Below are 26045 nucleotides of genomic sequence, written 5' to 3' on the forward strand. Positions count from 1 at the left end.
TGTCGACTCGGCATCACCGGATCTCCGCAGTATAGCCGGCACAATCAGACGATGGCCAGAAAAAGCAAGAGAGCGACAGCGGACGATCAGATCACGGAAGCCACGAGCTACGGCCCGCCGGCCGCGGGATCGGTCAAGTCTGCGGGACGTGTGCTGCGAGTTCTGGAGTTCTTCGACGAGATCCAGCGGGACGCGCGCGTGGCCGAAGTGGCCGAGCGGCTGGGATTTCCGCAATCGTCGACCTCGATCTTGCTCAACTGCCTCGTCGAGCTCGGCTACATGGATTATCTGCAGGAAAGCCGCAGCTTCCTGCCCTCGCCGCGCGTCACCCTGCTCGGGACCTGGCTCGACAAGGGCCCCGTCAGAAACGGCAGCCTGATGCGAATGCTCGAAGAGCTGTCCCATAAAACGGGCGACACCGTCATCATCGCCGCGCGGAGCGGAATCTATGCGCAGTATATTCACGTTTTGCAGGCCCGCGCGACGATGCGCTTTCATGTCCCGCCCGGGTCCAGACGCCTCGTGGTCTGGTCGGCCACCGGGTTTTCGCTACTGACTTCGAGCAGCGACAAGGAGATCCGCAGCTTGTGCACGCGCACCAACGCGGAAGCCGCGCTCGACATATCCCGGATCGACATCAATCAGGTGCTGGAAAACGTCGAGCGCACGCGGCGTGAGGGGTTCTTCTTCTCGGCCGGCCTCGTCACGCCGGGCGCGGGATCGATTGCCGTGCCGCTGCCCGAGGGCATCGACGGCTGGAACCGCGCGCTTGCGGTCGCGGTATCTGGCCCTCTCCAGGACATCACGCGGCGGCAGACGGAGATCGTCACGCTGCTCAACGATGTCGTGCAGCGCTATCTTCGCCCCACAGCCTCAATTTAGGCCGCGCCGGCGGCTGCCGGCCGGTCGACGAGCAGCGGCCATAGGCCCTCGCCGCCTTGCGCGCAGATCATCCGGCCGATCTTTTCCTGCCACCAGGGCTCCGCGCCCCATTCGTCGCGCCACGACCAGAGCCGCCGGGTGGCGTAGTGCAGCGGGTGTTCCTGGGTAAACCCCATTGCGCCATGGACCTGATGGCACAGGGCCGCGACCTGACCGGCAGATTCACCGCATCGTGATTTTGCAATCGCCACGGCCAGCGCGTCGTCGCCCAGCCGCGGCGACTCCGTCAGGGCGTCGCCTGCCGCAGACGCCGCGGCAAAGTGGCCTGCCGCAATCGCCAGCATGTGCTGGATGGCCTGGAATTTCGCGATCGGGCGGCCGAACTGCACGCGCTCATTGGCGTAGGACAGCGCATAATCCATGCACCGTTCCATCCCGCCGATCATCTGCTGCACGCGGATAGCCGCGCCGAATGGCATCAGGCCGTCAGCTCCGATACAGGCGGGCGCCGGCAGGACATCGCTCACGGCCAACTGCACGCCGCTGAAGTCGACACCTTCGCGCGGCTCGTAGGCGACGTTGCGCCGCGTCTTGTTCGAACGCGCTTTGGCAGTCGGCACGCGGCAGAGGAAGGCCTTGCCGTTCGCGTCGCGTGCAAGGACAAGCGCGGTCGGAGCCTGCTGGCCCCAGGCGACATGCCGGGCGATACCTTGCAAAGCCATGCCTGCTGCACCCGAGACGAGCGTGATACGATCCTTCGGATTAACCGGCGCAAGCGTCACCGCGCCTGCGATGACTTCGCCACCCGCGTCGGTCCAGAGTGCGTTGGCGATCATGGTCTCCGCCAGCGGCAGCGGCGCGGAATGAAATGCGGACCTGCGGATCAGGTTTGCCCCAACGTCGGGCGCGAGCCCTGCGCCGCCCTTCAATTCGGCTACCAGCGCCAACGGCAGGCCGGCATCTTCCACCGCGCCCCAGAGCTCATCAGGCCATTGCCCGGCGTCGGCTGCGGAGAGAACTTTCTTGTCGATGTGTTGCGCAAAGAGGCGATCGGCCTGTTCAAGCACAATGGCGGACATGTCTTCCATGGCATTTCCCCGTCAGCGCAGACCAAGACCGCGGGCAATCATCCCGCGCAGGATTTCCGGCGTGCCGCCGCGAATGGTGAACGATGGCGCGTGCAGCAACACATGTGCCATCGCCTGCGAATACTCGTCATCATCATCGAGACTTGCCTCGACCGGCAACAGCTTCCGCACCGCTTCCGGAACTTCCCGCTCGAATGCCGTGCCGACATCCTTGACCAGTGCAGCTTCGGTGACCGGACTTTCGCCACGCTCCAATAGCCCGGCGATCGACGACGACATCCGGCGCAACGCGGCGAAGTGAGCCGCGAGCCGGCCGATCTCGACCGCCTGCCGCTCATTCGGCTCGCGCCCGATCTTGTCGACGAGTTCGACGAGAAGCCTGATATCCGACATAAAGCGATCCGGGCCGGCGCGCTCGAACGCCAACTCGCCCGTCACGCGCGTCCAGCCTTCGCCGGGTTTTCCGATCATCATGTCGTCGGGAACGAAGCAGTTCTTGAAGAATACCTCGTTGAACTCGTGCCCTCCCGACAGATTCATGATCGGCCTGATCTCGATGCCTTCCGAGCCCGTATCCACGATGAACTGGGACAAGCCGGCGTGACGGTTCTCGCTGGGCGGCTCGGTGCGAGCCAGCACGATCAGGTAGTGGACGCGGTGCGCGTTCGAGGTCCAGATCTTGGTACCGTTGATCACCCAGCCACCTTCGACCTTGTCCGCCTTGGTGCGGGCGGCCGCAAGGTCGGAGCCGGAATCGGGTTCGCTCATGCCAATGCCGAAATAGCACTCGCCCGCGGCAATCCGAGGCAAAATCAGCTCGCGCGCCCGCTCGCTGCCATGCTTGAGAATCTGCGGACCGGACTGCCGATCCGCGATCCAGTGCGCGCCGCCCGGCGCGCCGGCCGCCAGCATCTCTTCGGTCACGACGAAGCGCTGCAAGTTGGAGTATTCGCCACCGCCATAGCGTTTCGGCCAGGTCATGCCGATATAGCCCGCCTTGGCGGCGCGCTTGCTGAACTCCGGATCGAATGTCGACCAGGATGTCCGGTGTGCGGCGTAGCGACCGCCGTCACGCTCCTCCTTCAGGAAGGCGCGGACCTTGCGCCGCATCGCGTCTGCTTCGGGCGGTAAGGTCAGAGATTCGAACCGGAACGCGCGCATTCAAGCCTCCATTCGTCCAAAATCGTCTTTTGGCACAATATCCATCATCAACCCGCCTCACTTGCTCTTGCCGCTCGGGGAGATTGTCTCCGGCACATGCACTCCGATCTCCGCGAGCAACTCGGCCGTATGTTCGCCCAACCGCGGCGCATGGCGGCGAATTCGGAACGGCGAGGAGCTAAAGGACACCGGCGCCCGTATCGACTTGTATGCTCCCTCCGATGGATGCTCGGCGCGGCTGAACATCTCGACCGCCTTCATGTGTTCGTCGTTTGGCAGATCGGCGAGACCCAGGACGGGCATACAGGGAATGCTGACGTCGTCGCAGAACGACACCCATGAGGCCGTAGAATGCCGAGGGGCTTCTTGCTCGATGATCTCGTAGAGTGTCTCAAGATGGGCTACTCGCTCGACCAGCGGAAAGAAGCGGGCGTCATACTTCATTTCCGGGCGCCCCACGAAGTCGAAGAAGTCGCGCCAGTTGCGATCCGAATAGGGAAGGATGCACATATAACCGTCGCCGGTGCGAAACGGCTTGCGGCGCGGGCTGACGACGCGGGCATAGCCGGGGTCGCCGAGCGACGGCTCGAAGGCAAAGCCGAGCAAATGCTCGATATAGGCGAACTCCGCCGTGGTCTCGAACATCGGCACTTCGATGGCCTGCCCTCCGCCACCACGCTCACGCTGGAACAGAGCTGCCATCACCGAATAGGCGATCGCTTGCCCGGACAGCTTGTCGCATAGCACCGTCGGCATGAAGGCCGGCTCGCCGCGCGCGACCATATGCAATGCAGCGAGCCCGGAGCCGGCCTGGATGATATCGTCATAGGCAGCCTTGTCGCGGTAGGGCCCCTTCTCGCTGAACCCGTAAGCGCCGCAATAGATGATATCAGACTTGATGGCGCGGACGGCCTGATAGCTAAGCCCGAGCTTGTCGATGGCCTTGGGTCGGAACGAGTGGACGAACACGTCGGCTGTCGCAATCAGCCTGCGCAGCGCATCCATTCCCGCGGGCTGCTTCAGGTCGAGCAAGACGCTGCGCTTGTTGCGGTTGAGATGGAGAAAGCCGCCGGCCATGCCTTCGTTGCGATTGGGGCGATAGGTGCGAAAGGAGTCACCCTCCTCGCTCTCGATCTTGACCACGTCAGCCCCGAGATCGGCCATGATGTGGGTCGCAAACGGTCCCATGATCACGTTGGTCAGGTCGATGACGCGAATTCCGCCCAACGGGCCGTCTGCAGGGGTCGTGTCCATCCCGAAGCTCTCTCATTCAATTGGCCGCGACGGCCGGCGCGTTCCGCGCGGGACGTCCAACTTCTACGTGATCGCAATCCGATCAATACGGTTCGGCACGCTCACGCCAATTATCACATATGCGATTGATTACGCCCCTCCGCTCTCTTGCTGGCGGGAACGCGATCAAACATAGTTTCGCCCAACCACAAAAAGACTTGGGAGAAAACAATGATATCGACGAGCCGTCGCCATTTTGCGGGCGTGATCGCTGGGGCATTTGCATTCGCGGGCCTTACAGCGCCAGCCGCAGCCGCCGAGAAATGGGATCTCTATATCTATAATCCCGTGGCGACAGTCGCTGCGGCCAAGGGCATGAGTGCCGTCGCGGAGCAAATCGAAAAGGACACCGGCGGCGAGCTGTCGGTCCGGCTGCACCTCGGGGGCTCGCTCCCCATCAATACCACCACGATTACACAGGCCGTCAGCGACGACGTCGTGCAGATGGGCGACGACGGATATTTCCTCGGCAACGTGCCGATTGGCGGCGTCCTGCGGCTGCCGATGCTGATCCGGTCTCTGGGCGAATACAAAAAGGCGGCGGACATCATGGCGCCGTACCTGGAAAAGGCGTTCGAAAAGAAGGGCCTTCTGGTGCTCGGGCAGTACCTCTATCCCTACCAGGTGGCATTCTCGAGCAAGAAGCTGACGTCGCTGGCCGAAGTCAAGGGCCAGAAGATCCGCGTGACATCGCCCGAGCAAGGCGAGTTCATCAAGCGGCTCGGCGGCGTGCCTGTCACGCTCGGCGCCCCGGAAGTTCCGTCCGCGCTCGACCGCAGCATCGTCGATGGCGTCCTCACTGCCAACACCGGCGGCGGTAACACCTGGAAGGACTTGCTCAAGTTCAATTACCGGCTGGGCATCAATTACTTCAACTCCGTCGTCATCGTGAACAAGGAGCGCTTCAACAAGCTGTCGCCGGAGATCCAGGCCAAAGTCCGCAAGGCCGTCACCGACAACATGCCGCTGATCACCAAGGCGATGGCGGACGAGGAAGACAGCCTCAGCAAGAAGTTCGCCGAAGGCGGCATGACGGTGACCGAGCCGCAACCCGGCGATCTCGACGTCGGCACCAAGGCGATTTCGGCCTATTGGGATGAATGGGCAAAATCGAAGGGGCCGGATGCTGCGGCCGCGCTCAAGCAGGTTCGTGCGGCGCTTGGCCGGTAATCGATCATGGCTGGCAGCATGGAGATCAAGGAGGTGGCGCCTGACGGCGCCGTCCACTTCATCGACAACGTCTCCTCGGGCCCTGGCCCGGTCGAGAACGCCTCAGAAGCGATTTGCGCGCTCTTCCTGATGGCCATGATCATCCTGATCGGAGCAGAGGCGATCGCACGCAATCTGTTTGCGACGTCGCTCCAGATCACCGATGAGATTGGCGGCTATCTGCTGGTGGCCATGACCTTCCTGAGCATGTCGGTCGCCGAAGCCCATGGCGCATTTCACCGGGTCGAACTGGTTCAGGCCCGCCTCGGACAATCCGCCCGGCTGGTGTCGCAGATCGTCTTCGACCTGATGTCGCTGGTCGCCTCCGCGTCGCTTACCTGGCAGCTGACGCGCCTGGTCATGAACTCGTGGCGCGCGGAGGACGTGGCGCCCACGCCGCTGCAGACGCCGCTGTGGATGCCGCAGACCACCATGGCCATCGGCATGTTCCTGCTCTGCCTCGCCCTTCTCCGAACCATACTCGCCAAGGCTCGCCGCCTTCGCAGGAGTGCGCAGTCATGACTCCGGGCGTCGAACTGATCTTTGTCCTGGCGATCTTCGTCGGGCTGCTCTGCGTGGGAATGACGATCCCGTTTTCGATCACAGTCCCATCTGTCCTTTATCTGGTGCTGCATGCAGGTCTGCCTGGACTGAAGGGTATCGGCCTCGTCAGTTGGGGCAGCATGAACAGCTTCACGCTCAGCGCGATCCCGCTGTTCATCCTGATGGCCGAGATCCTGCAGGAGAGCCGGCTGAGCTTGCGGGTGTATCACGGCCTGTCCAAACTGGTTTCCTGGATTCCCGGCGGCCTGCTGCAGACCAACATTGCGGGATGCGCCATCTTCGCGGCCATCAGCGGCTCGAGCGTGGTCACCGCCGCCTCGATTGGGCGCGTCGCGCTGCCTGAATTGCAGAAGCGCAAATACAGTCCGCGCCTGTCCGCGGGCTCGCTGGCGGCGGGCGGCACGCTCGGCATCCTGATCCCGCCGAGCATCGCGATGATCGTGTACGGCACATTCACCGAGACGTCGGTCGCGAAACTGTTCATGGCCGGCGTGATGCCGGGCTTGCTGCTGACCGCGATGTTCATGGCCTATATCGCCATACATGCTTGGTTCAGACCCGAGATCGCTCCGGGCGAGGTTGGCGCTCGTTCGGGTCGAGAACTGCTCGCGGCCCTGCTCGACGTCATCCCGTTCATGGTGCTGATCGGCGGAACCATTGGCAGCATCTATTCGGGTCTGGTCACGCCAACCGAGGCAGCGGCCGTCGGCTGCGTGCTGGCGATGATCATTGCAGTGTTCTGGGGCGAGTTCAGCGTCGCGATTCTGTGGCACGCCTTGCAAACCACGGTGCGCGTCTGCGGCAACATCCTGTTCATCGTCTATGCCGCTTTCCTGTTCTCCTACGCGATCAGTTATGCCGGTGTCGGCGAGCAGATTACGCAGTTCCTGGTCAACCTGAAGCTTTCCAGGCTGGAGTTCTTCTTCGCCCTGTTCGTTCTTTACACGGTGTTGGGCTGCCTGGTCGAAAGCCTCGGCATGATCGTGGTCACGGTGCCGCTGCTCTATCCGGTTCTGGTTCAGTACGGCATCGATCCGATCTGGTTTGGCGTGATGCTGGTGCTGTTCATCGAGATGGGCCAGATCTCGCCGCCGATCGGCATCAACCTGTTCGTGATCCAGAGCATATGGTCGGGCAAGCTGAGCGACGTCGTCGCGGGCACGATCCCGTTTCACCTGATCATGTTCGCGCTGCTCGGCCTGCTGGTGATCTTCCCCGAAATCGCAATGTGGCTACCTTCGCAAGTCACTGCCCTGCCTTGAGCGAGATACCCTGATGTATACACCGCCCGAAGAAATCAAGACTGAGGTCTTTGCCCGCCTGCCAGACAAGTTTCGACGCAAAGACCCTGACAATGCATGGTCGTTAGTCAACCGCCGCGGACTGGTGGCGGATTCCTTCCTTGAAGGCCCGTCATTCGACCGCGACGGTAATCTGTACATCGTGGACATTCCCTACGGACGCATCTTCCGCATCTCGCCCGCCGGAGAATTCACGCTGGTCGCCGAATATGACGGCGAGCCGAACGGGTTGAAGCTCGCGCGCGACGGGCGGATCGTCATCACGGACTATCGCCACGGCCTCATGACGCTCGACCCGGCCAGCGGCAAGGTCAGCTCCCTGCTGGAGCGGCGCTGGTCCGAGCGCTTCAAGGGCGTCAATGACCTGGTCTTTGCCGGCAACGGCGACATCTATTTCACCGACCAGGGCCAAACCGGGATTCACGACCCGACCGGCCGCGTCTATCGATTGCGGGTGGACGGAGTGCTCGACCAGATCGTCAGCAACGTCCCCAGCCCAAATGGCCTCGTGCTGAACGGCAACGAACACATTCTTTACGTGGCCGCCACCCGGGGCAATGCCATCTGGCGCATACCGCTGATGCCTGACGGCACCGCATCGAAGGTCGGGATATTCATCCAGCTGTCAGGCAGCCTAGGCGGCCCCGACGGCCTTGCAATGGACGAGCAGGACAACCTTGCGATCGCCCACGCCGGTCTTGGCACCGTCTGGATCTTCAGCCGCCTCGGCGAACCGCTCTATCGGGTTCGCTCTTGCCAGGGCCTCGCCACGACCAACGTGGCCTATGGCGGCTCCGACAACAAGAACCTCTACATCACGGAATCCGAGAGCGGTTGCGTGTTGGTCGCGCGCGTTCCTGTTGCTGGACGGCTCATGGAATCGCATCGGTAGTGCCGGACGAGATAGGCAAGGGTTCGAGTCCCAGCAGCCGGCAATTGTTTGCTACGAGGAACGAAAGAATGGCCTTCATGCTCGGGAAAGTTCGAACAGTCGTACTGATACTTGGCCTGACGGCCTCGGGGGCGGCGATGGCCGCGTGGCCCGATGACAAGCCGGTCGAGGTCGTCGTTGGCTTCGCCGCGGGCGGCGGGACCGACGTCATGGCTCGCAAGCTGCTTCCTTTCGTCGAGAAGCGGCTCGGCGGAAACGCGCGTTTTGTTGTCCTCAACAAGCCCGGCGCCGGCGGCGAGATCGCGTTCACCGCGATCGCACGCGCTGCTCCCGACGCCTATTCGATGGGGGTAGTCAACGTGCCCGGCTACAACTTTCTGCCGATGACGCGGAAGACCCAGTACACTATGGACGAGATCCGTCTGGTCGCGCGCGTGGTCGACGATCCCGGCGTGATCGTCGTTCGCAACGATAGCCCGTTCACGACGATCACTAGCGTTCTCGACGCGCTGCGCAAGACGCCCGGTTCAGTCACGTTCGGCCATAACGGCGCAGGCACGAACGGGCATCTGGCCATCCGCATGCTCGCAAAGGCCGCCGGCGTCGAGCCGAATGAGATTTCCTATCGCGGAACAGCAGCGCAGAGGACCGACGTGCTCGGCGGCCATCTGGATATAGGAATGGTCAGCCTGAGCGAAGTGCCTGAGCTTCACGGCACCAACAAAGGAGAGCTCCGGGCTATCGCAATCCTTTCTAAGGCTCGTTCCTTATCATTGCCCGGCGTCCCAACGGCCGAGGAAGCCGGCGTTCCCGTCATCATGACCGCCGAACGCGGCTTTGCGCTGCCGAAGGGCGCGCCCGATGACATTGCGAAGAAGCTGGAAGCCGCGATCGCCGAGAGCCTCAGCGATCCCGAATACATCAGGAACTCACCCGGTGATGCTCCCGTCCTCGCTTTCATGGCCGGAGCCGAATGGCAGAAGCGTCTCGACGATATGAGGAAGGGGTTGCAGCCGCTTGCGAGCGAACTGGCCGAGCCGAAATAGCTTCAGTCGATCGGAGCGCGCCGTTTATGCCAATCCGTAACTGGCTGCAAGTCCTATGGACGGTAGGAAGTCATTGAATTCGAGTGGCGTCGGGGCTCCCTCGGGCTCCCAAAAAGGCTTACCCAGGCATCCGCTGAGATCGACGATATGCGGTTCGATCTGACTTCCGCTCATGGCCGTAGCTGGCTTTCTACAACTCATGCCTGCTAGATGGGCCGGCGGCGTCACCTTATCTAGGCCCGGCCACCACTGATAAGCTTTCAGCAATTTCCTTATCAGTTCGCGAAACTGCTCCATTTGCGACAAGCCATATCGGTTGCCGACTGACTGCTGCGCTCACCAACCCCACTTCGTCTCGGACTCGCTAAATGAGCCCTATCTTCCAGGCGACTCCGCAGGCTAGGAGATTGCGCGCGCGTCTTGGTGTTCCGTGACACCGTTCATTCAATGGGCGCGCGCCGGGTGTGCCAGTCCGTCACCGACTGGAAGGCATGACCAGCGCGGGCAAGCACATCCTCGGACAGATGCGGACCCACCAACTGCATGCTGAGCGGCAGGCCGTCGGACGCCATCCCGTTCGGCAGTGTGATAGTGGGGCTGCCCGAGAAGTCGAACACTGCGGTGAAGCGGAGGATACTGAGCAGCACGTTCGGATCGGCACCGTATTCGCCCATCTTGGTCAGCGTTGGGATCGGCACAGGCATTGTCGGGATCAGCAGCAGGTCGATATCGCCGAACAAGGCGGCGAGACTGCCGCAAAACTTCAGTCGCTCATGATGGATCTGCGCGATTTCGACACCGCTCATCGACCTGCCCTGCTCGATCAGCTGCGCCAGATCGGGGCCGTATTCCGATTTTCGCGACGGATAGGTCTCCAGGTGCGCCTCCGCCGTTTCGATCGAGCACATCGGGATCCACATGCTGACAAGCTTCTCGTAGGCCGGGAACTTGACGTCGCGGATATCGGCACCGAGCGCGGCCAGCGTGCGTTCGGCTTCCAGCAAGGCAGCGACCACCTGCGAATCGATCCCGTCCTGGATGTAGCTGCGGTCTACGCCGATCCGTACGCCCCGGATGCCGTCACCGATACCGGCCAGATAGTTCGGCACCGGCGCCTGCAGGGCCGTGGAATCATTCACATCGGCGCCCGCGATGACGCCAAGCATAGCGGCGGCATCGGCCGCGCTCCGGCACATCGGCCCGACATGGTCGAGCGAGTCCGCCAGCGGAAACACGCCGTGACGGCTGACGCGTCCCCAGGTAGGCTTGATTCCTGTCAGTCCGCAGGTTGCGGACGGAAACCGGATCGAGCCGCCAGTATCAGTGCCAATCGAACCGAAGCATAGGCCCGCCGAGGTTGCCGCGCCCGATCCACTTGAGGAAGAGCCGACCCAGTAGTCGACGCCCCAGGGATTGAGAGGTGCCTCGTCGTTCGGATGATGACTGGTGTAGGCGCCCTCAGTCATCTTCAGCTTGCCGAGTATGATGGCGCCGGCATGCTCGAGCCGGTCCACGATGGTCGCGTTGAAGGGCGGGATAAATTTGGCGTGCATCGTCGTGCCGCCCGCAGTCGGCGCAAAGATCGTGTAGCAGAGATCCTTCAATCCGATCGGCACGCCGTGCAGCGGTCCGCGCCAGATGCCTTTCGCTAGCTCGGCGTCACATAGCTTCGCTTGCGCCATGGCGCGCTCAGCGAGAACGAGTGCGTAGCTGTGGAACTTTCCATCGAGCTTGTCGATCCGGCTCACTATGGCCTCGGATACCTTCGAGGGCAGCAGCTCGCCCCGGCGGAACAGATCGGAGAGTTCGATAATCGATTTGTAGTGAATTGGATCTGCTGACATTTGACAGCCTTCTTGTTGTCGAAAGCGGTTTAGGCCACCTGCGCCGCAGCCGACGCGGTCCGGTGACCATGGGCTCTCGATGCTTAGAACTGCACGCCGCGCGTGAGAGCCCCATCGACCACGAGGTTGGTTCCCGTGATGAAGCTCGCCGCCTTGCTGGCGAGGAACACCGCGCCGTTCGCCATCTCCTGTGGCGTGCCCATGCGGCCGGTAGGGTTCAGCGCCAATGCGCTCTTGTACAGCTCGGGATTGCCGTCCCTGATCTGATTCCAGACACCGCCCTCGAAATAGGTGTTGCCCGGCGACACCGAATTGGCGCGGATGCCTTTGCCGGCAAGCTGGAAGGCGAGTCCTTGCGTGTAGTGAATGATCGCGGCCTTGAACGTGCCGTAGGGACCGCTAGCGAAATCGACCTCGCGGCCTGAGACGCTGGAGATGGTGACGATCGCGCCGGCCTTGCTCTTCTCCAGATACGGCATCGCTGCATTGACCAGCCGCACCGTACCCATCATGTCGGTCGAAAATTCTTTCTCCCAGCTCTCCTCGTCCTGTCCGATCGACAGCGCACTAACGTTGGCCACGACGATGTCAATGCCGCCGAGCTTGGAGGCCATGTCCTCGACCCAGGCCTTGAGCGCCGGACCGTTCGAGACATCGACCGAGCTACCATACGCGGCGATGCCCTTGGCCTTGATCGCGGTGACTGCGGTATCGACGTCTGCCTGGTTGCGCGCGCAGATTCCGACATCCGCGCCCTCGGCCGCGAATGTATCAGCGATCGCCCTGCCGATCCCCTTGGTGCTGCCGGTGACGAGAACCTTCGCTCCCTTGAGTCCCAGATCCATGTCCATTCCCTCCCTTGACGACTTGAAAACATGCTATGTGGCCATTCAGAGTAGGAGCTGCTCGCGAACATTGTCCTCGTTGACCTCCTCACCCGCCAGCGATTGCGTGATCTTGCCCTTCTCCATGATGTAACAACGCTCGGCGATCGCCAGGATCGTGTCGAGGTTTTGCTCCACGAAGATAATCGTGGTGCCGAGCTCGTTCCGAAACGACCTCAGCGCCTCGCAGATGTGCTGGACGATCGAGGGCTGGATACCCTCGGACGGCTCGTCCAGGATCATCAAGGACGGATTGCCGATCAGCGCACGGCCTATGGCGAGCTGTTGCTGCTCGCCGCCCGACATGGTGCCTGCGGCCTGCCGTCGGCGTTCTTTCAGTCGCGGAAAATACTCATAGACGAGTTCAGGCAGCTTCTTGCCACCGGGACCGCCAATCAACTCTCCCACCTGCAGGTTTTCCTCGACAGTCATCTGCGGAAAGACATCGCGTCCCTGCGGGATGTAGCCGAAGCCTGCCCTCGCCCGCGCGTCGGCTTCGAGCCTTGTGATGTCCTGCCCCATGAAGCTGATCGTGCCACGCCAGGTCTGCAGCAAACCGATCAGGCACCGCATCAGAGTCGATTTACCTACACCGTTACGGCCGATCACGCCGACGATCTCGCCGCGCGAGACCGACATCGTGACGCCCTGCAGGATCGGCGTCGCACCGTATCCCGCCCACAATTCCGATACGTCGAGAATCTGGTCAGTGGGATTGGGTTTAGTGAGCATGGGTCTTACCGAGATAGATCTGCGCGACCTTTTCGTCCTGCAAAATGCCTTTGAGATCACCGCGCGCGAAAATCTTGCCGAGATGCAACACCGTGACGCGCTGGGCAACCTGACGCACGAAGGCCATGTCATGCTCGACGACAAGCACCGTCATGCCTTCGGCATTGAACGACTTGATCAACTCGCCGGTCTTGAACGTTTCATCCGGAGACATGCCGGCGGTCGGCTCGTCCAGCAGCAGGAGCTGAGGCTTCAGCGCCAGCGCCATCCCGATCTCGAGCCATTGCTGCTGGCCATGCGACAGCGCACCCGCGAGCTTCTCGCTGTCCGGCCCGAGGTTGAGCAGAGTCAGCAGGCGATCCTCCTCGGCGATGCGTTCCGCACCGGACAATCGCTCCTGGAGCGCAATCCGGATGTTTTGCTGGACCGGCAGCTCCTTGAACACGCTTGGAGCCTGCATCTTGATGCTCATGCCCCGCTGCACGCGCGCATATGGACGTTCAGCCGTGATGTCGACGGTATCGAACAGGATGCTGCCTTGGCTCGGCGGGTAAAGACCCACGATCAGCTTGAACAATGTGCTCTTACCGGCGCCGTTGGGTCCGATCAGGCAGTGGACCTCGCCGGCGTTGACCGTGAGGTCGACGTCGGAGACTGCGGTCAATCCGCCAAAACGCTTGGATACGCCTTTGACTTCAACCAGCGCCATGATCAGGTCTCTTCCGATTGCAAGCGACCAGCCTCCGCCATGACGGGGTTCCCTTTGCGCCGCCGACGCCCGCTCCACCAGTCAGCAGCAAGCTTGCCGATGCCGAGCACAAAACCCTGCGGCGCCAGCATCACCGTGGCGAGCAGCAGCGCCCCCATCAACACGAGTGCTGCCTGCTGGCTGTAGACCGTGATGGTCTGAAAGCCGAACAGCAGCAGGAACGATCCGACCAGCGTCGCGGTCAGATCGCTCCGTCCGGAGAAAGCCACCCATATGATAGGCATCGCCGCAGCAGGCAGACCGATGCTGGACGGCGTGATGAACTGCCCCCATGACGTGTACAACGCGCCGCTGAGGCCCGCCAGGCCGCTGCCAATCACAAAAGTCAGCAGCTGATATTTTCGGACATCGTAACCTAGCATCTCGGCACGCTGCGGGTTTTCCCGCGTTGCCACGATGACGTTGCCTATGCCCGAATTCACCAGCATGCGCAGCGCGAGGTAGACGATCACGATCAACGCGATCATGACGTAGTACAGCGTCGATCCTTCGATAAACAAGTCGCCCACGGTCAGCGGGTCCATGCCCTTCATGCCGTTGAAGCCGTTGAGCCGAGCCGAGCCTATGTGCCACTCCGGCCCTGCAGTTTGGCCAAGGAAGAAGGCGAGCACGAGGGTCGCGGACAACGTCACGATACCGAAGAAGATGCCGCTGATACCGCCCCAAATCATGAAATAGCCGAGGATGCCCGCCGCCACCATCGCTAGGAAAACGGCGAGCATCAGCGCGACGATCGTTGCTGTGCCGCCGCCCATGTTGATCGCGAGCACGCCGTACCCGTAGCCGGCGATGCCGAAGAACAAGGTCTGGCCGAACGATAGCATGCCGCCATAACCCCACATCAAGCATAGGCCGAGCGCCATGAAGATCCAGATCAGAAAGTAGGCGAAATTGCCAACGTCGTAGGAATCAGCGAACAGCGGATATGTCAGCGCGCCTGCGAGCACGACAAGGAAGCTGGACCAGAAGACCTTGCCACGTCCGAGGGTCTGCGGACCTTCCAGCAGCTTCAACATCACGATTCCCTTTAGCGCCCACGACGAACTAGAACACTGGAGAGTCCCTCGGGCAGAACCCGAATGATCAAAATAACAGCGACCAGCATGCCAATCTGCCCGATGATCTGGCCGTAGCTCGCGTTCAGCGCCATCCGGATCATGGCCAGCAACACGGCCGCTGGCGCTGTTCCGAGCAGCACGTTCGCCCCTCCGATCACGACTGTGACAAAGCTTTCGACCACGAAGGTCGCTCCCATGGTCGGGATCAGCGTCATGGTTGGTGCGTAGAGGGCCCCGCAAAGCCCGGCGAGACCCGTGCCGATTCCGAAACTGATCGCATAGATGCGGCCAGTGCGCGCGCCCAGCGCCTTCGCCATAGCCGCATTCTGCATCGTCGCGCGCGAGATCACGCCGAATCGCGTCTTCATGAAGATGATGTAAAGACCGGCCAGCACCGCTACCGCGCACGCGAACAGCACCAGACGATAGGTCGAAAACGTATAGCCACCGATCGCAAAACTTCCCTCGGGCGTTCCGATGCCCCGCACCGCGGAGCCTACGATCAGAAGCATCGATTGCGTTACGATCAGACTAAGGCCCCAGGTCGCGAGCAGAGAGTCCAGCGGCCGCTTGTAGAAGCGTCGCACGACCAGGAACTCGACGAGGACACCGATGAGCCCCGCCGTGAGCGCGGCCAGGATCTGCGCAATTGCGAGCGGAACGCCCAGATTCACAAGGCCGACGGTGACATAAGCGCCGCACATGATGAACTCGCCATGCGCCATGTTGATGACGCCCATCATACCGAACACGATGGCAAGACCTGCAGCCGAGAGAATGAGGAACGCGAACACGTCGGCGAACTGATAGAACACTGAGAATACTTCAGCCGACATCTTGGTTCCTCTGTCGATCCCGGCGCCGCATCGTTGCGGCGCCGGCCTTGTACAGAACGCGACTCTCAATACGAGCAAAATCCGTGCCCGTCAGGTATCACGATTTCTTCGGGAGATGGCTTGGCGTGTATTGGTCCTTGTCGTTCTTCTTGGTGAGATCGCAACCGATTTCGCTAAGCCAGTACGGCTGGATCGTCCCATAGTCCTTCTCGACCTTCACCTCATGCTTCGGCCCGACCGAGATCAGACGCATGCGGTGCGATGTGTGCTGGCTCTTCGGATCGATGCACACCTTGCCTTCGGGAGCGTCGATGCATGCATCGCCGGTCGCGATCACCTTGCGCATGTCGTCGAGCTTGATCGACTTCGCTTTCTCGACCAGCGCCTTGTACATATAGAGCGCATTATAGGCATTGTAGCCCATGTCGTTGATGTAGAGTTCGTCAGGGAATTTCGCATGCCAGCGCTTCTTGAACTCGGTCGCTTCCGGCGTGTCGATCTCCTCAAACCAATTCGCAGTCGCATGCATGTTGTTAAGCGCAGGCGGCTTGAACCGCTTGTGCTCGAAGCCGAGCATGACCTTGATCGACGATCCCATCGGCAGATTGAGGTTGGCCGCAGCCGCCTGCTCGAAGAATGAATCCTGCGCAGCGCCGACATTGATCGTGAGTAGCCAATCCGGCTTCGCTTTCTGGATGTTCTGGATGGTCTGCGCGAACTGCGACACGCCGAGCGGAATGAACTCCTCGCCTACGACCTCGCCGCCGAGATCCTTCATGATCTTGCGGTTCCACTCGGCCGAGATTTGACCGAAATTGTAATCAGCGGCGATGACATAGACCTTCTTTCCGAATTTCTCGACCATCCATGGAATCAACGTTGAGAATTGCTGCTCCGGCACTGCGCCCATGCTGATCATGCTGGCGTCACAGACGCCGCCTTCATACTGATTGGTGTAGAAGTACGGTGTCGAGGTGCGATCGACGATGGGACGTAGCGCCTCGCGAGAAGCCGAGGTGATGCCCCCGATCAGAACGTCGACCTTGTCGCGGTTGAGCAGTCGACGGCCGAACTCCTGATAGCGCGCGTTGTCGCCCTGCGGATCAAGGTGAATCAGCTCGATCTGTCGCCCTAGGATGCCACCGCTTTTGTTGATCTCCTCGACTGCCAGCTGCGATCCATGCAGCTTTGGCATTCCCATGAAGGCGAGGTCCCCGGACACATCCTCGAGCAGACCTACCTTCAACGGCGGTTCCGCCGCCCGACCAACGCACGCGCCTGCCACTGTACCGAGCATGGCGCCAAGCAAGACCATTCTGAGCTTACGTCCCGAATTCATCGTGATATCTCCTGTTCTGAAAGCGTCTGGACGTCATGGCTTGAGGTAATTCTTCAGGATCGATGCCCCCATCGTGTATTTTGGATCGACCATGTTGCCGAGCCGCATGCGGCCGGCTTGGCTGAGCAGCATGTAGGCGTCGATCTCGTCGAAGCCGTAATCGGCCGCCATCCACCGCACGAGTTCGCGATAGGCGATACGCGCCGCGTCCTCAAGCGGACGCGCGCTGCCGATCGTCATGATGAAGTCCTTCGTCTCGAGCCGCGGCCAGGCGAAGCTCCAGTTCTTGATCAGGTCGACCTGCAACGTGACGGTTGCGCGCTGCTCCAGCGCCACGCCCGAGAGCTCACCGTCGCCCTGCGTCGCATGGCAGTCGCCGACGTAAAGCATCCCGCCCTCGGTATGCACCGGGAAATAGATGATCGCTCCGGGAGCGACATCGGGCAGATCCATGTTGCCGCCGTGGTAGTCGGGTTGCAGCGACGAGATCGCCTCGATCTCCGGAGAGACGCCGATTGTGCCGATGAACGGCTCGTAGGGCAGCGTGATCTTATCGTTCCAGCGCACGCCGTTCCTGTCGACATGCAGCTTCTTCACACGCTCCGGCAGCGGCGGATTGAGCAGCGCCGTCGAGCTTGTTCCAACCAACCCCCCGAACTCCGGAATAATGCAGGTCGTTCCGGCCGGCTGTTCACCCCGCGTCTCGACATCGCGGATATAGATTGCAAGGCAATCGCCCTTCTTGGCGCCTTTGACGGCGATCGGTCCGCATTGCGGGTTGAGATAGGGGAAGTTCAGTTTGGCCGTGGGGCTGTCGCTCTCCTTGGTGAGCACGCCGCCGAAGGCGTCTTCCGTCTCGACGACGACCACTCCGCCCGGATCGATGGACAAGGTCGGCTTGGCATAGGGACCGTAGACGTAGTGGAAGCTACCTTGTTGCTCGATGGTCAGACTATGCGTCGCGCCGATCGCACCCTTGGCGACTGCGCGTTCAGCCATGATGGATGTCTTCAACCAGTCTTCGGACATGTGATCGGCTCCTCAGCTCAGATCGGGGGATGACGCTTGTGCCAGTAGGTAACGCGCTGGAACGCATCGCCTGCGCGAACGAGGCCGGCCTCATCGAAGTGACGGCCGACGAACTGGAAGCCGACCGGACCGCCATTTGCGGTGAAGCCCCCGGGCAGCGTCACGGTCGGGCTTCCCGTCATGTCGAACGGACACGTAAAGCGGAGCAATCCAGAGATGAGGGAGGCGTCCTCGCCGAGGGCCGCCATCTTGGCGAGGGTTGGCGCCGCGAATGCCTGCGCCGGCACCGCGAGGAGATCGACCGACTCGAACAGAAGGCGGACGGCGCCACGAAACGCCTCGCGGCGAAGCACGATCTTCTGATAGTCCATGCCGGACTGCTGCCGGCCGAGATCGAGCAGGCCCGCGAGCGCCGGGCCGTACTCGTCCTTGCGCGCAGGATAAGTGTCCTCGTGCGCGACGGCCACCTCGATGCCGCAGAGCGGGAACCAGTCGTCGATCACCGCCTTCGGATCGGGAAACGTGACCTCCTTGATCTTCGCGCCGAGGTCGGCCGCCACACGCAACCCCTCAGCCAACACCATGGCCGCATCGCCGTCGGCGCCTTCGCTGGTCCAGCGCCGGTCGACGCCGATCGTCACGCCACGCAGGTCGCCGGAGAGACCAGCGAGATAGTCGGGCACGGGCAGCGGGACCGACGTCGTGTCCTTGGGGTCCTGACCCGCGATCACGCCGAGGATCGCGCCGCAGTCGACCGCGCTCCTTGCCATCGGGCCGATATGATCCAGCGTCGCCGCAAGCTCGAACGCGCCGTAGCGACTGACTCGTCCCCAGGTCGGCTTGAGCCCGGTGATGCCGTTGGCCGCGGACGGAAAACGGATCGATCCGCCGGTATCGGTACCGAGCGAGCCGAAGCAGAGCCCTGCCGCGGTGGCGACGCCGGAGCCGCTCGAGGACGCGCCGGGCCAGAGATCCGCGTTCCACGGATTTTTCGGCGGGTCGATCTTCGGGTGATGATCGGCGTAAGCGCCTTCGGTCTGCTGCAGTTTCCCGAGAATGATTGCGCCGGCTCCCTTCAACCGCGCCACGACAGTTGCGTCCTCGGTTGGACGAAAGTCGCGATGGATGGTCATGCCGTGCGCGGCGGGCGCGCCCTTTGCCCAGCAGAGGTCCTTCACCGCCACCGGCACGCCGTGCAGCGGCCCCCTGATCTTGCCGGAAGCGACTTCCTTCTCGGCCGCCGCCGCTTCGGCGAGCGCCGAGTTGGCCATTACATAAGCAAAGCTCTTGAGCTTGCCGTCGAGCTGCTCGATCCGCCCGAGCATCGCTTTGGTCGCTTCGACCGGCGATAGCTCCTTCGCCTGGATCTTCCGCCCGACGTCAACGAGTCCTAGATAGTGGAGATCTGCTGTCGCCATCGCCTATCATCCTCCCACTCGATGTGACACACGGTCGTCTTCACGCATGCGCTATCCTCACTGGCGACGCGGACGCATCGCCAGCTTCCCCGGCGGCAAACGAAAAAAGCCACCCGTCCCTCCCGAATGAGGCAACGAATGGCTCAAATGCCGCGGCTATGATCTATCGCTTAGGGTCCACAATCGAACGAAGCACTTAGTGCAAAGAGCTGGACGTCATCGGCCAGATCGGCGCACGCAAGGTTCGGCAGGTAACCCCTAGGAGAAAAGTCTAAGTAACTGCCCATCGCATTGTCAACGATGCTCTCTGCCTAAATTTCGATAGTGCTGCGCAGCAAAACGGCAGGCTACTTGCACTGCCATCCCCGATGATGATTTCATTGTCGCGTTGCACCACCGAAAGTCGGCAATGACAAAATCGTCTGTTCCCGTTGGCATCATCTGCTCGCAGTCCGGGCCCTATCAGGCCATGGGCCGCGAGATCCTCAAGAGCGCCATAATGGCGGTCGACGAGATCAACAACCAGGCGGAGTTTGATTTCTCGATCGCTCCCCATATTCGCGATCCCCACGGCGTCATCTCGGAGTATCATACGGTCTGCGACGACCTCATCCGCAATGTCCGCGTGGAGCACATCATCGGCTGCTACACGTCGGCATCGCGCAAACAAGTGCTGCCCATCGTGGAGCGCACCGATCGCCTACTCTGGTATCCTGCGCGCTATGAAGGCTTCGAGTGCTCCGACAACGTGATTTATGTCGGCGCTTCTCCAAATCACAACGTCTTGCCGCTCGTCCAATACGTGCTCGACAATCTGTCACGGGAGATCTTCTGCGTCGGCTCCAACTACGTTTGGACTTGGGAGACAAATCGCGTCACCCGTGAACTGGTCAGCGCGGCAGATGGCCAAATCCTCGCCGAACGGCTGCTCGAACTCGGCGAAGGTGCCGTCGATCACATTGTCGACGAGATCGTTCGTCGCAAACCGCCAGTCGTGTTCAATACGTTGGTCGGAAGCTCGAGCTACGACTTCATCCACGCCTTTCACGCCGGCACCAAGGCCGCGGGTCTGGAGATTCCCATGTTGAGCTGCAGCCTCTGCGAGCCGGAACTCGCGATCATCGGACCGGCATCGGCCGGCTGCATCACGTCGTCGGCCTATTTCGAGAGCATCCGCCTGCCGGAGAACCGCGCGTTCGTCGCACGCTGGAAGGCGCGGTATGGTGACGACAGCAGCCCCTCCGTCGACGGGCAATCCGCCTATGTTGCGGTCTATTTGCTGGCGCGCGCGCTGCAGCGCGCGGGCACATCCGACATCGCCGAGGTGCGGCGCGCCGCGGCAGGCTATCGCTACAATTCGCCGCAAGGGCCGGTCTGGATCGACGGCGGCAACAATCATTGCGTCCTTACACCGCGGTTGGCCGTATCCAATCCGCACGGACAATTTGATATCTTCTGGGAAGCCGACGCGCCTGTTAAGCCTGATCCTTACCTGACGCAGCTCGACGTTGCGGTCAGCCCTTCGAGGGAGATCTCGGTGGGCGGCGCATTGCCGAGCGCGCCGCATTTGCGGGTTGTGAAATGAGCAGACCGTCTTCGTTTTCGCTGCGCGGACGCAAGGCGCTCGTTGCCATCAAGGACGAACGCGATGCAATCATCGTGCGACGCCAGTTCGAGCGTCTCGGGATCGCGGGTGTCGCATGGACGCCGGGTGAGCACGTCGGCTTCGCACCGGACCTGTCGCTGATCGATGACGAGTTTCTACCCTTGCTGCAGCCGGCGCAACGCGCGTACCTGGCGCGGTCACCTGTCATCGCACTGGTCGGCACCGAGACCCCAAGCCGCCTGAAGTTGGTGTTCGAGCTCGATCCAGCTTCGTTCCTCATCAAGCCGCTGCGATCGGCCGGCATCTATGCAGCGCTCGTCATGGCGTTCGAGCGAAACGAACGCACAAGCGAATTGAAGCAACAGATCGTCAAGCTCGAGCAACGCCTGCGGTCACGTCGTGTCGTACTTGCCGCTGTTCTCCAGGTGATGCATTCGCATATGCTTGCCGAACCTGCCGCCTTTGCGCTGATCCGAAAAGCCGCCATGGAGCAACGCAAGACGATCGAAGAGCTTTCGGCAGAGATTGCGGCAACGGGCATGCTCCCGCGCGCAACAGGTTAGATCGCCTTGTGCGGGCGGGCGTGGCAGGCCGCAATCTCCTATGCCCGCTGGACTCTTTGCTGTTTGCGTGGTCACATCAAGAAAATGAGCCGTAGCACGCGCATCGCATAGCGCTTGAAAAGCTCTCAACTGATTGGCACCATCGGGCAAACTCTGTTTCGGCTTCTCGCCCCATAGTTGACATTCCAGCGGTTTAGCTGCGGTCTGCTATTCGGGCCAATCAGGCATCCACCTCCCGTCCAGCGCCCAACTGATAAGCTTTTGTTAGAAACCTTATCAGTCGAAGAACTGAATCCGTTTGCGACCAAAGCTTCTATGAGCGGACTGGCTTCATTTGTCGGCCTGCCTAGCTAGTTAGTCAGACTAAAGACCGCTGCGACTGGTCCTTCTCCCCTGATGCGATGACCCGCTCAAGTTAAGCCCTCGGCTAGTCGCGCCTGCAAATCCGCTCCCACCCGCTTGAAACCAAGTAGGCGAGCCACTGTTCTGACAAGCTCCTCGTCTTCACCCCCGGCGTTATCTTCACGGGCTATCCTGAACGCGGCTTGTATTTCCAGAATAGAGATGCACGCAGCCTTGAGAGTTGCACCGCTTTCCGCAGAACGATCGCGAACCGGAGGCGAATCCGACTGACCTCGTGTGTACCAGAATATTCCATCGGTGAGCAGATCGGCACTTCCGGATCGGGCGACCGACAAAGCCGATTCAGTCGCACTCGATATTCGCGATCCCGCCTTTTCCTTGCCAAAGCAGGACGCGACTCGTCGAGCGATTTCTTCCACATGAATCGGTCCTTCGGCATCCACGATCCTTCGAGCCAGATTCGCAAGCGTGGAGACGGGCGCTTCATGCGGCTCGTTCGAAGTGCTGACGCGAAAGATCGCCCGCTGATATGGAGGCATCTGCCGAACAACGACCTCGGGAACTACAATCGGCGTAGCTTCCACTTCCGTTGGTTCGGTCGATCGCGCCTGATTTGCTCCCTCGACTCGCGGCCCCTGGCCAGACCTATCCCGCGCTTCCGAAAGCGCCGTGCGCAGTCGCTCTATCTCAAAGTGGCGATTATAAAACCAGTCGGTACTCCAAATGCGATGAAAACGCCAATGCCGACCGACGTGTTCAGTGCTCTCGGCATACTGCAATAAACGAAAGCGGGCTCCACAAAGATGTGGAGCCCGCTTCTTTTGTTCTAGCACTTCGTCAGTCACTGCGAACGACCCAACAGCACGAGTCGAAGTTCACGCTATTTCCGCCTCCCCTGCCATATCCTCAACGTGCGCCGCCAGCTTTGAGATCCCTTGGTCGATGTCGACGATGAGTCGAAGCGCCACCCGCAGGTCTTCTCGTAGGTCCGCTAGCTTTCGGGCGAGGCCAGCGCATTCCCATAGTCTTGCCGTTAACTCGACCAACCCTTCTGCCGAGCTCGTCCGCAAAATGAATGGCAAGTCGTCCTTTATCTTTCGGGCCTCGAACCTCAAACTCCCGCTCTCTGCAATGACATCGAACAATTCTTCGATCTCGTCGGGGAGCAGCGGGCTTCTCTCGCATGCTGCGATAGCGTGGGTACGCCTGGACTACGTTGGCGCGCCTCATGTCATTTGCGAAAGATCGCGGCATCATCGCAACCAACCCATGTGAGCGAGGCGGACGACTCTACGTGGCCGACCGCAAAGACAAGATTTGGTCCGAACAGGACATTGCCGCCGTTCTGTCTGTCGCTTCGAGCGAGATTCAACTCGCCCTCATTCTGGCTCTGTGGAGCGGGCAACGACAGGGCGACCTCTTGCGGTTGCCCTGGTCCGCCTACGACAGCCCTTATATCCGCCTTCGCCAATCTAAGGGCGGCCGGCGCGTTGCGATGCCGGCCGGTGGGCCGTTGCGCGCTCTCCTCGACACCACTGAGCGTCGTGGACCGCTGATCCTGACGAACACGCTCGGCCGGCCGTGGACGTCTGACGGCTTTCGCACGTCCTGGGGCAAGGCCTGTGAACGCGCCGGCATCAGCGGCCTGACGTTTCATGACCTGCGCGGCACAGCAGTGGTGCGGCTGGCGATCGCTGGCGCGACCGTACCACAGATCGCTGCCGTGACCGGTCACTCGCTAAAGGACGTCGAAGCCATTCTCGACGCGCATTACTTGGGTCGTGATATTCAGCTCGCCGAAGCTGCGGTGCTGAAGCTCGAAGCGCGAACAAAACTGTAAAATGACCTGTAAAATGAGGCCACTTACCGCGTCACGACTGATGCTAAGTGTTTGATTTATATGGTGGGCGCACCAGGGCTCGAACCTGGGACCCGCTGATTAAGAGTCAGCTGCTCTACCAACTGAGCTATGCGCCCGAAAGGCGGTTAAAAGCCTTGCGAGGCCGGTCGTTTAGCAAAGCGATCCGGGTCTGGCAAGCGATGGCACGCAAGTTTTCCAAGGGTATGCCAAGGGTTCGCCCACATCCCCCAAGAAAGCGAAAAGCCGCTGGATTCCAGCGGCTTCGCCAGGGTTGATCGCGGCAGCCCTTGCAGGCTCAGAGCCGGCCCTCGCGGTCCCGGTCTGGGCCGCCGTCGCGGTCGAAACGGTCACGGTGGAAGTGGTCCATGCCGCGCTCCATCATGCGGTCCATGCCACGCTCCATGAAGTGGTGGCGCGGGCCGTCTTCGCCGCCGCCGAACGGGCCGCGGTGGCGGGTCAGCACGGCGAGGCGCCGCTTCTGGCCTTCGTCCAGGGTCTTGTAGAGCGGATCGGCGGCATCAGCGATCTTCTTCAGGGCCGCCGACGTCGCCCCCATGTCCTCGGCGCGCTGGCGCAGGCGGGCAACCGGATCCTCCGGCCTGTCGGCATCCTTGTTGGCGTCCTTATTGGCGTCCTTATTGGCGTCCTTGCCGGCATCGCCGTCACCGGCATTCATCCGCGCATTGGCGCGGTCGATGCGCAGCTTGGCGAAGTCGCGCACGGCGGCCTCGACCGGCGGCCACAGCTTTTCCTGGTCGGCGTTGAGCTTCAGCCCGGCATGGACGGCGGCGATCCGCGCGTCGACCATGGCGGCGCGGTCTTCCGGATTCATGCGGATGTGGCGCATGTGATCGTGCATCCACGGGCGATGATAGTGGGCATAGACCGCGCCCGAGCCGGCGATGCTGAGCACGGCGATGGCGGCGATGGTGAACTTCCTCATGCGAACTCTCCTCTGGAAGGATGTCGTGAGGATGGGCGCAGCGCGGCTTACGCGCAACTTACAAGTTGGACAGGGAGCGCGTCCTTTCCAAGATGTAACGCTCCTGAATTTTCGTTCAGTCGCAATCGGAAATCATTCGCAACAAAAGGGGCTTCCGTGCCGGCACGGAAGCCCCCATTCGTCGTCCGGTCAAATCAGTTCGTCGTGCCCTTCGCTTCCTTCTGGAACTCGTCGATCAGCGGTTGGCCGATGCGGCTTGCGGCGTCCTTGTAGACCGGCTCCATCGCCTTGCGCATCGCCTCGTCCTGCTCCGGCGTGAGCTTGATGATCTCGCTCTTGCCGCTCTTCCTGATCTCGGCGAGCGCGTCCTCGTTCTCCTTCTGCGACTGCGTGTTGTTGAAGTCGGTCGCTTCCTTCATCGCTTTGGTAAGCTGGTCGCGGATATCGGCCGGCAAATCGTCCCAGAACTTCTTGTTCACGATCACGACGTAGCCGATATAACCGTGGTTGGTCTGGGTGATGTACTTCTGCACCTCGTGCATCTTCTGGGTATAGATGTTCGACCAGGTGTTCTCCTGCCCGTCCACGACGCCGGTCTGAAGTGCCTGGTAGACTTCGCCGAACGCCATCACCTGCGGCAGCGAGCCGAGCGCCTTGAACTGGGCCTGGAGCACGCGCGAGGACTGGATGCGGAACTTGACGCCCTGATAGTCGGCCGGCGTCACCAGCTTCTTGTTGGCGCTCATCTCCTTGAAGCCGTTGTCCCAATAGGCAAGGCCGGTGATGCCCTTGGAGTCCAGCAGCTTGAGCAGCCTTGCGCCGAGCGGACCTTCCGTCACCTTCCGCAGCGTCTTCAGATCGGGCAGGATGTACGGGAGATCGAACACCTCGAACTCGCGGATCCCGAGCGGGCCGAACTTGGAGTTGGACGGCGCCAGCATCTGCACGCTGCCGAGCTGGAGCGCCTCGAGCTCTTCCTTGTCCTTGTAGAGCGTCGAGTTCGGGTAGATCTCGACCTTGACCTTGCCGCCGGTGTACTTCTCGGCAAGCTCCTTGAACTTCTCCGACGCCTTGCCCTTCGGCGTGTCGGTAGCCACCACGTGGCTGAACTTGATGATGATGGGCGACTGGGCCGATGCCGGCCCGGTCAAGCCAAGTGCCAGGACCGCCATGGACGCAGCGATCGCGAAGATGCGCATAATCTCTCCCTTTGTTGTTTGGGCCACCCGTCGCGCGGGTGGCCTATCCTTATGCCGGTTGCATCAATAGCGGCTGGGAGGCGGAGCCGCTATTGGCCCTTAGCAGGGCAGGTATTCGCCGCCACATGCAGAGTCATTCCGGGGAGGTCCGTTAGGACCTAACCC

Annotated in this window: 25 protein-coding genes and 1 tRNA gene; 9 read left to right on the forward strand and 17 right to left on the reverse strand. The window is 61.4% G+C overall.

Annotation, left to right across the window (positions count from 1 at the left end; all coding sequences use genetic code 11):
* Positions 1-51: 51 nt before the first annotated feature.
* Positions 52-882 carry an IclR family transcriptional regulator gene (locus ABIB66_RS23140; RefSeq protein ID WP_247300398.1) on the forward strand — a complete coding sequence of 277 codons (831 nt, stop codon included), beginning with the start codon at positions 52-54 and terminating at the stop codon, positions 880-882.
* Here the strand turns inward: ABIB66_RS23140 and ABIB66_RS23145 are convergent.
* Genes ABIB66_RS23145 through ABIB66_RS23155 form a run of 3 tightly spaced genes read right to left on the reverse strand, consistent with a single transcriptional unit; the run spans position 879 to position 4385 of the window.
* A complete protein-coding gene (locus tag ABIB66_RS23145) occupies positions 879-1970 on the reverse strand; it encodes an acyl-CoA dehydrogenase family protein (RefSeq protein WP_354208880.1) in 1092 nt (363 codons plus the stop codon). The genes ABIB66_RS23140 and ABIB66_RS23145 overlap by 4 nt on opposite strands.
* A 12-nt stretch (positions 1971-1982) precedes the next feature.
* Positions 1983-3131 carry an acyl-CoA dehydrogenase family protein gene (locus tag ABIB66_RS23150; protein WP_354208881.1) on the reverse strand — a complete coding sequence of 383 codons (1149 nt, stop codon included), beginning with the start codon at positions 3129-3131 and terminating at the stop codon, positions 1983-1985.
* 57 nt (positions 3132-3188) lie between these two features.
* Entirely contained in the window at positions 3189-4385 is a 1197-nt protein-coding gene (locus ABIB66_RS23155; protein ID WP_354208882.1) for a CaiB/BaiF CoA transferase family protein, read from the reverse strand.
* 210 nt (positions 4386-4595) lie between these two features.
* On the opposite strand from ABIB66_RS23155, the gene dctP reads away from it, so the two are divergent.
* The 5 genes from dctP (at position 4596) to ABIB66_RS23180 (ending at position 9436) form a co-directional block, all read left to right on the forward strand.
* A complete protein-coding gene (gene dctP / locus ABIB66_RS23160; RefSeq protein ID WP_247300392.1) occupies positions 4596-5594 on the forward strand; it encodes a TRAP transporter substrate-binding protein DctP in 999 nt (332 codons plus the stop codon).
* A 6-nt stretch (positions 5595-5600) separates the two neighbouring features.
* Positions 5601-6155 (forward strand): TRAP transporter small permease, encoded by a 555-nt coding sequence (locus ABIB66_RS23165; RefSeq protein WP_354208883.1) that lies wholly within the window; start codon positions 5601-5603, stop codon positions 6153-6155.
* Positions 6152-7459: a TRAP transporter large permease gene (locus ABIB66_RS23170; RefSeq protein WP_354208884.1), complete on the forward strand. Its 1308-nt coding sequence runs from the start codon at positions 6152-6154 to the stop codon at positions 7457-7459. Before ABIB66_RS23165 ends, ABIB66_RS23170 begins: the two co-directional genes overlap by 4 nt.
* A 13-nt stretch (positions 7460-7472) precedes the next feature.
* Positions 7473-8390 (forward strand): SMP-30/gluconolactonase/LRE family protein, encoded by a 918-nt coding sequence (locus ABIB66_RS23175; RefSeq protein ID WP_354208886.1) that lies wholly within the window; start codon positions 7473-7475, stop codon positions 8388-8390.
* A gap of 68 nt (positions 8391-8458) precedes the next feature.
* Positions 8459-9436 carry a tripartite tricarboxylate transporter substrate binding protein gene (locus ABIB66_RS23180; protein WP_354208887.1) on the forward strand — a complete coding sequence of 326 codons (978 nt, stop codon included), beginning with the start codon at positions 8459-8461 and terminating at the stop codon, positions 9434-9436.
* 440 nt (positions 9437-9876) lie between these two features.
* Here ABIB66_RS23180 and ABIB66_RS23185 read toward each other — a convergent pair whose 3' ends face one another.
* The 9 genes from ABIB66_RS23185 to ABIB66_RS23225 all read right to left on the reverse strand — a co-directional run bounded on the left by ABIB66_RS23185 (position 9877) and on the right by ABIB66_RS23225 (position 19345).
* Positions 9877-11280, reverse strand: a complete 1404-nt coding sequence (locus ABIB66_RS23185; protein ID WP_354208888.1) for an amidase — start codon at positions 11278-11280, stop codon at positions 9877-9879.
* Positions 11281-11363: 83 nt separating this feature from the next.
* Positions 11364-12125 (reverse strand): SDR family NAD(P)-dependent oxidoreductase, encoded by a 762-nt coding sequence (locus ABIB66_RS23190; RefSeq protein ID WP_354208889.1) that lies wholly within the window; start codon positions 12123-12125, stop codon positions 11364-11366.
* 45 nt (positions 12126-12170) lie between these two features.
* Positions 12171-12896: an ABC transporter ATP-binding protein gene (locus tag ABIB66_RS23195; RefSeq protein ID WP_354255783.1), complete on the reverse strand. Its 726-nt coding sequence runs from the start codon at positions 12894-12896 to the stop codon at positions 12171-12173.
* On the reverse strand, positions 12886-13605 hold the full coding sequence (locus tag ABIB66_RS23200; RefSeq protein ID WP_247288218.1) for an ABC transporter ATP-binding protein: 720 nt from the start codon (positions 13603-13605) through the stop codon (positions 12886-12888). Before ABIB66_RS23200 ends, ABIB66_RS23195 begins: the two co-directional genes overlap by 11 nt.
* Positions 13606-13607: 2 nt before the next feature.
* Positions 13608-14681, reverse strand: a complete 1074-nt coding sequence (locus ABIB66_RS23205) for a branched-chain amino acid ABC transporter permease (protein ID WP_354208891.1) — start codon at positions 14679-14681, stop codon at positions 13608-13610.
* Positions 14682-14692: 11 nt separating this feature from the next.
* A complete protein-coding gene (locus ABIB66_RS23210; RefSeq protein WP_247288216.1) occupies positions 14693-15559 on the reverse strand; it encodes an ABC transporter permease subunit in 867 nt (288 codons plus the stop codon).
* Between the two features lie 97 nt (positions 15560-15656).
* Entirely contained in the window at positions 15657-16874 is a 1218-nt protein-coding gene (locus tag ABIB66_RS23215; RefSeq protein ID WP_456769839.1) for an urea ABC transporter substrate-binding protein, read from the reverse strand.
* A gap of 57 nt (positions 16875-16931) precedes the next feature.
* On the reverse strand, positions 16932-17927 hold the full coding sequence (locus ABIB66_RS23220; RefSeq protein ID WP_247288215.1) for an acetamidase/formamidase family protein: 996 nt from the start codon (positions 17925-17927) through the stop codon (positions 16932-16934).
* Between the two features lie 17 nt (positions 17928-17944).
* Complete coding sequence (locus tag ABIB66_RS23225; RefSeq protein WP_354208892.1) at positions 17945-19345, reverse strand: amidase; 1401 nt, start codon at positions 19343-19345, stop codon at positions 17945-17947.
* A 409-nt stretch (positions 19346-19754) separates the two neighbouring features.
* On the opposite strand from ABIB66_RS23225, the gene ABIB66_RS23230 reads away from it, so the two are divergent.
* Both ABIB66_RS23230 and ABIB66_RS23235 read left to right on the forward strand, forming a co-directional pair.
* Positions 19755-20930: a transporter substrate-binding domain-containing protein gene (locus ABIB66_RS23230; protein WP_129276036.1), complete on the forward strand. Its 1176-nt coding sequence runs from the start codon at positions 19755-19757 to the stop codon at positions 20928-20930.
* 74 nt (positions 20931-21004) lie between these two features.
* A complete protein-coding gene (locus tag ABIB66_RS23235) occupies positions 21005-21514 on the forward strand; it encodes an ANTAR domain-containing response regulator (protein ID WP_354208893.1) in 510 nt (169 codons plus the stop codon).
* Positions 21515-21924: 410 nt separating this feature from the next.
* Here ABIB66_RS23235 and ABIB66_RS23240 read toward each other — a convergent pair whose 3' ends face one another.
* The gene (locus ABIB66_RS23240) at positions 21925-22722 is read right to left on the reverse strand and encodes a DUF3320 domain-containing protein (RefSeq protein ID WP_354255787.1); all 798 of its coding nucleotides are present in this window, start codon (positions 22720-22722) and stop codon (positions 21925-21927) included.
* A 30-nt stretch (positions 22723-22752) separates the two neighbouring features.
* Entirely contained in the window at positions 22753-23022 is a 270-nt protein-coding gene (locus ABIB66_RS23245) for a hypothetical protein (RefSeq protein ID WP_354255790.1), read from the reverse strand.
* An 83-nt stretch (positions 23023-23105) separates the two neighbouring features.
* On the opposite strand from ABIB66_RS23245, the gene ABIB66_RS23250 reads away from it, so the two are divergent.
* Positions 23106-23717 carry a tyrosine-type recombinase/integrase gene (locus ABIB66_RS23250; RefSeq protein ID WP_354255793.1) on the forward strand — a complete coding sequence of 204 codons (612 nt, stop codon included), beginning with the start codon at positions 23106-23108 and terminating at the stop codon, positions 23715-23717.
* Positions 23718-23778: 61 nt separating this feature from the next.
* Here ABIB66_RS23250 and ABIB66_RS23255 read toward each other — a convergent pair.
* The 3 genes from ABIB66_RS23255 to ABIB66_RS23265 form a co-directional block, all read right to left on the reverse strand.
* Positions 23779-23854: transfer RNA gene (locus tag ABIB66_RS23255), tRNA-Lys, on the reverse strand.
* A gap of 179 nt (positions 23855-24033) precedes the next feature.
* Positions 24034-24681 (reverse strand): Spy/CpxP family protein refolding chaperone, encoded by a 648-nt coding sequence (locus ABIB66_RS23260; RefSeq protein ID WP_354255796.1) that lies wholly within the window; start codon positions 24679-24681, stop codon positions 24034-24036.
* 194 nt (positions 24682-24875) lie between these two features.
* Positions 24876-25880 carry a TRAP transporter substrate-binding protein gene (locus ABIB66_RS23265; RefSeq protein ID WP_354208896.1) on the reverse strand — a complete coding sequence of 335 codons (1005 nt, stop codon included), beginning with the start codon at positions 25878-25880 and terminating at the stop codon, positions 24876-24878.
* Positions 25881-26045: the final 165 nt, after the last annotated feature.

Origin of the sequence: Bradyrhizobium sp. F1.13.3, from assembly GCF_040548265.1 — a bacterium.
In the GTDB taxonomy this organism is placed as follows: Bacteria; Pseudomonadota; Alphaproteobacteria; order Rhizobiales; family Xanthobacteraceae; genus Bradyrhizobium.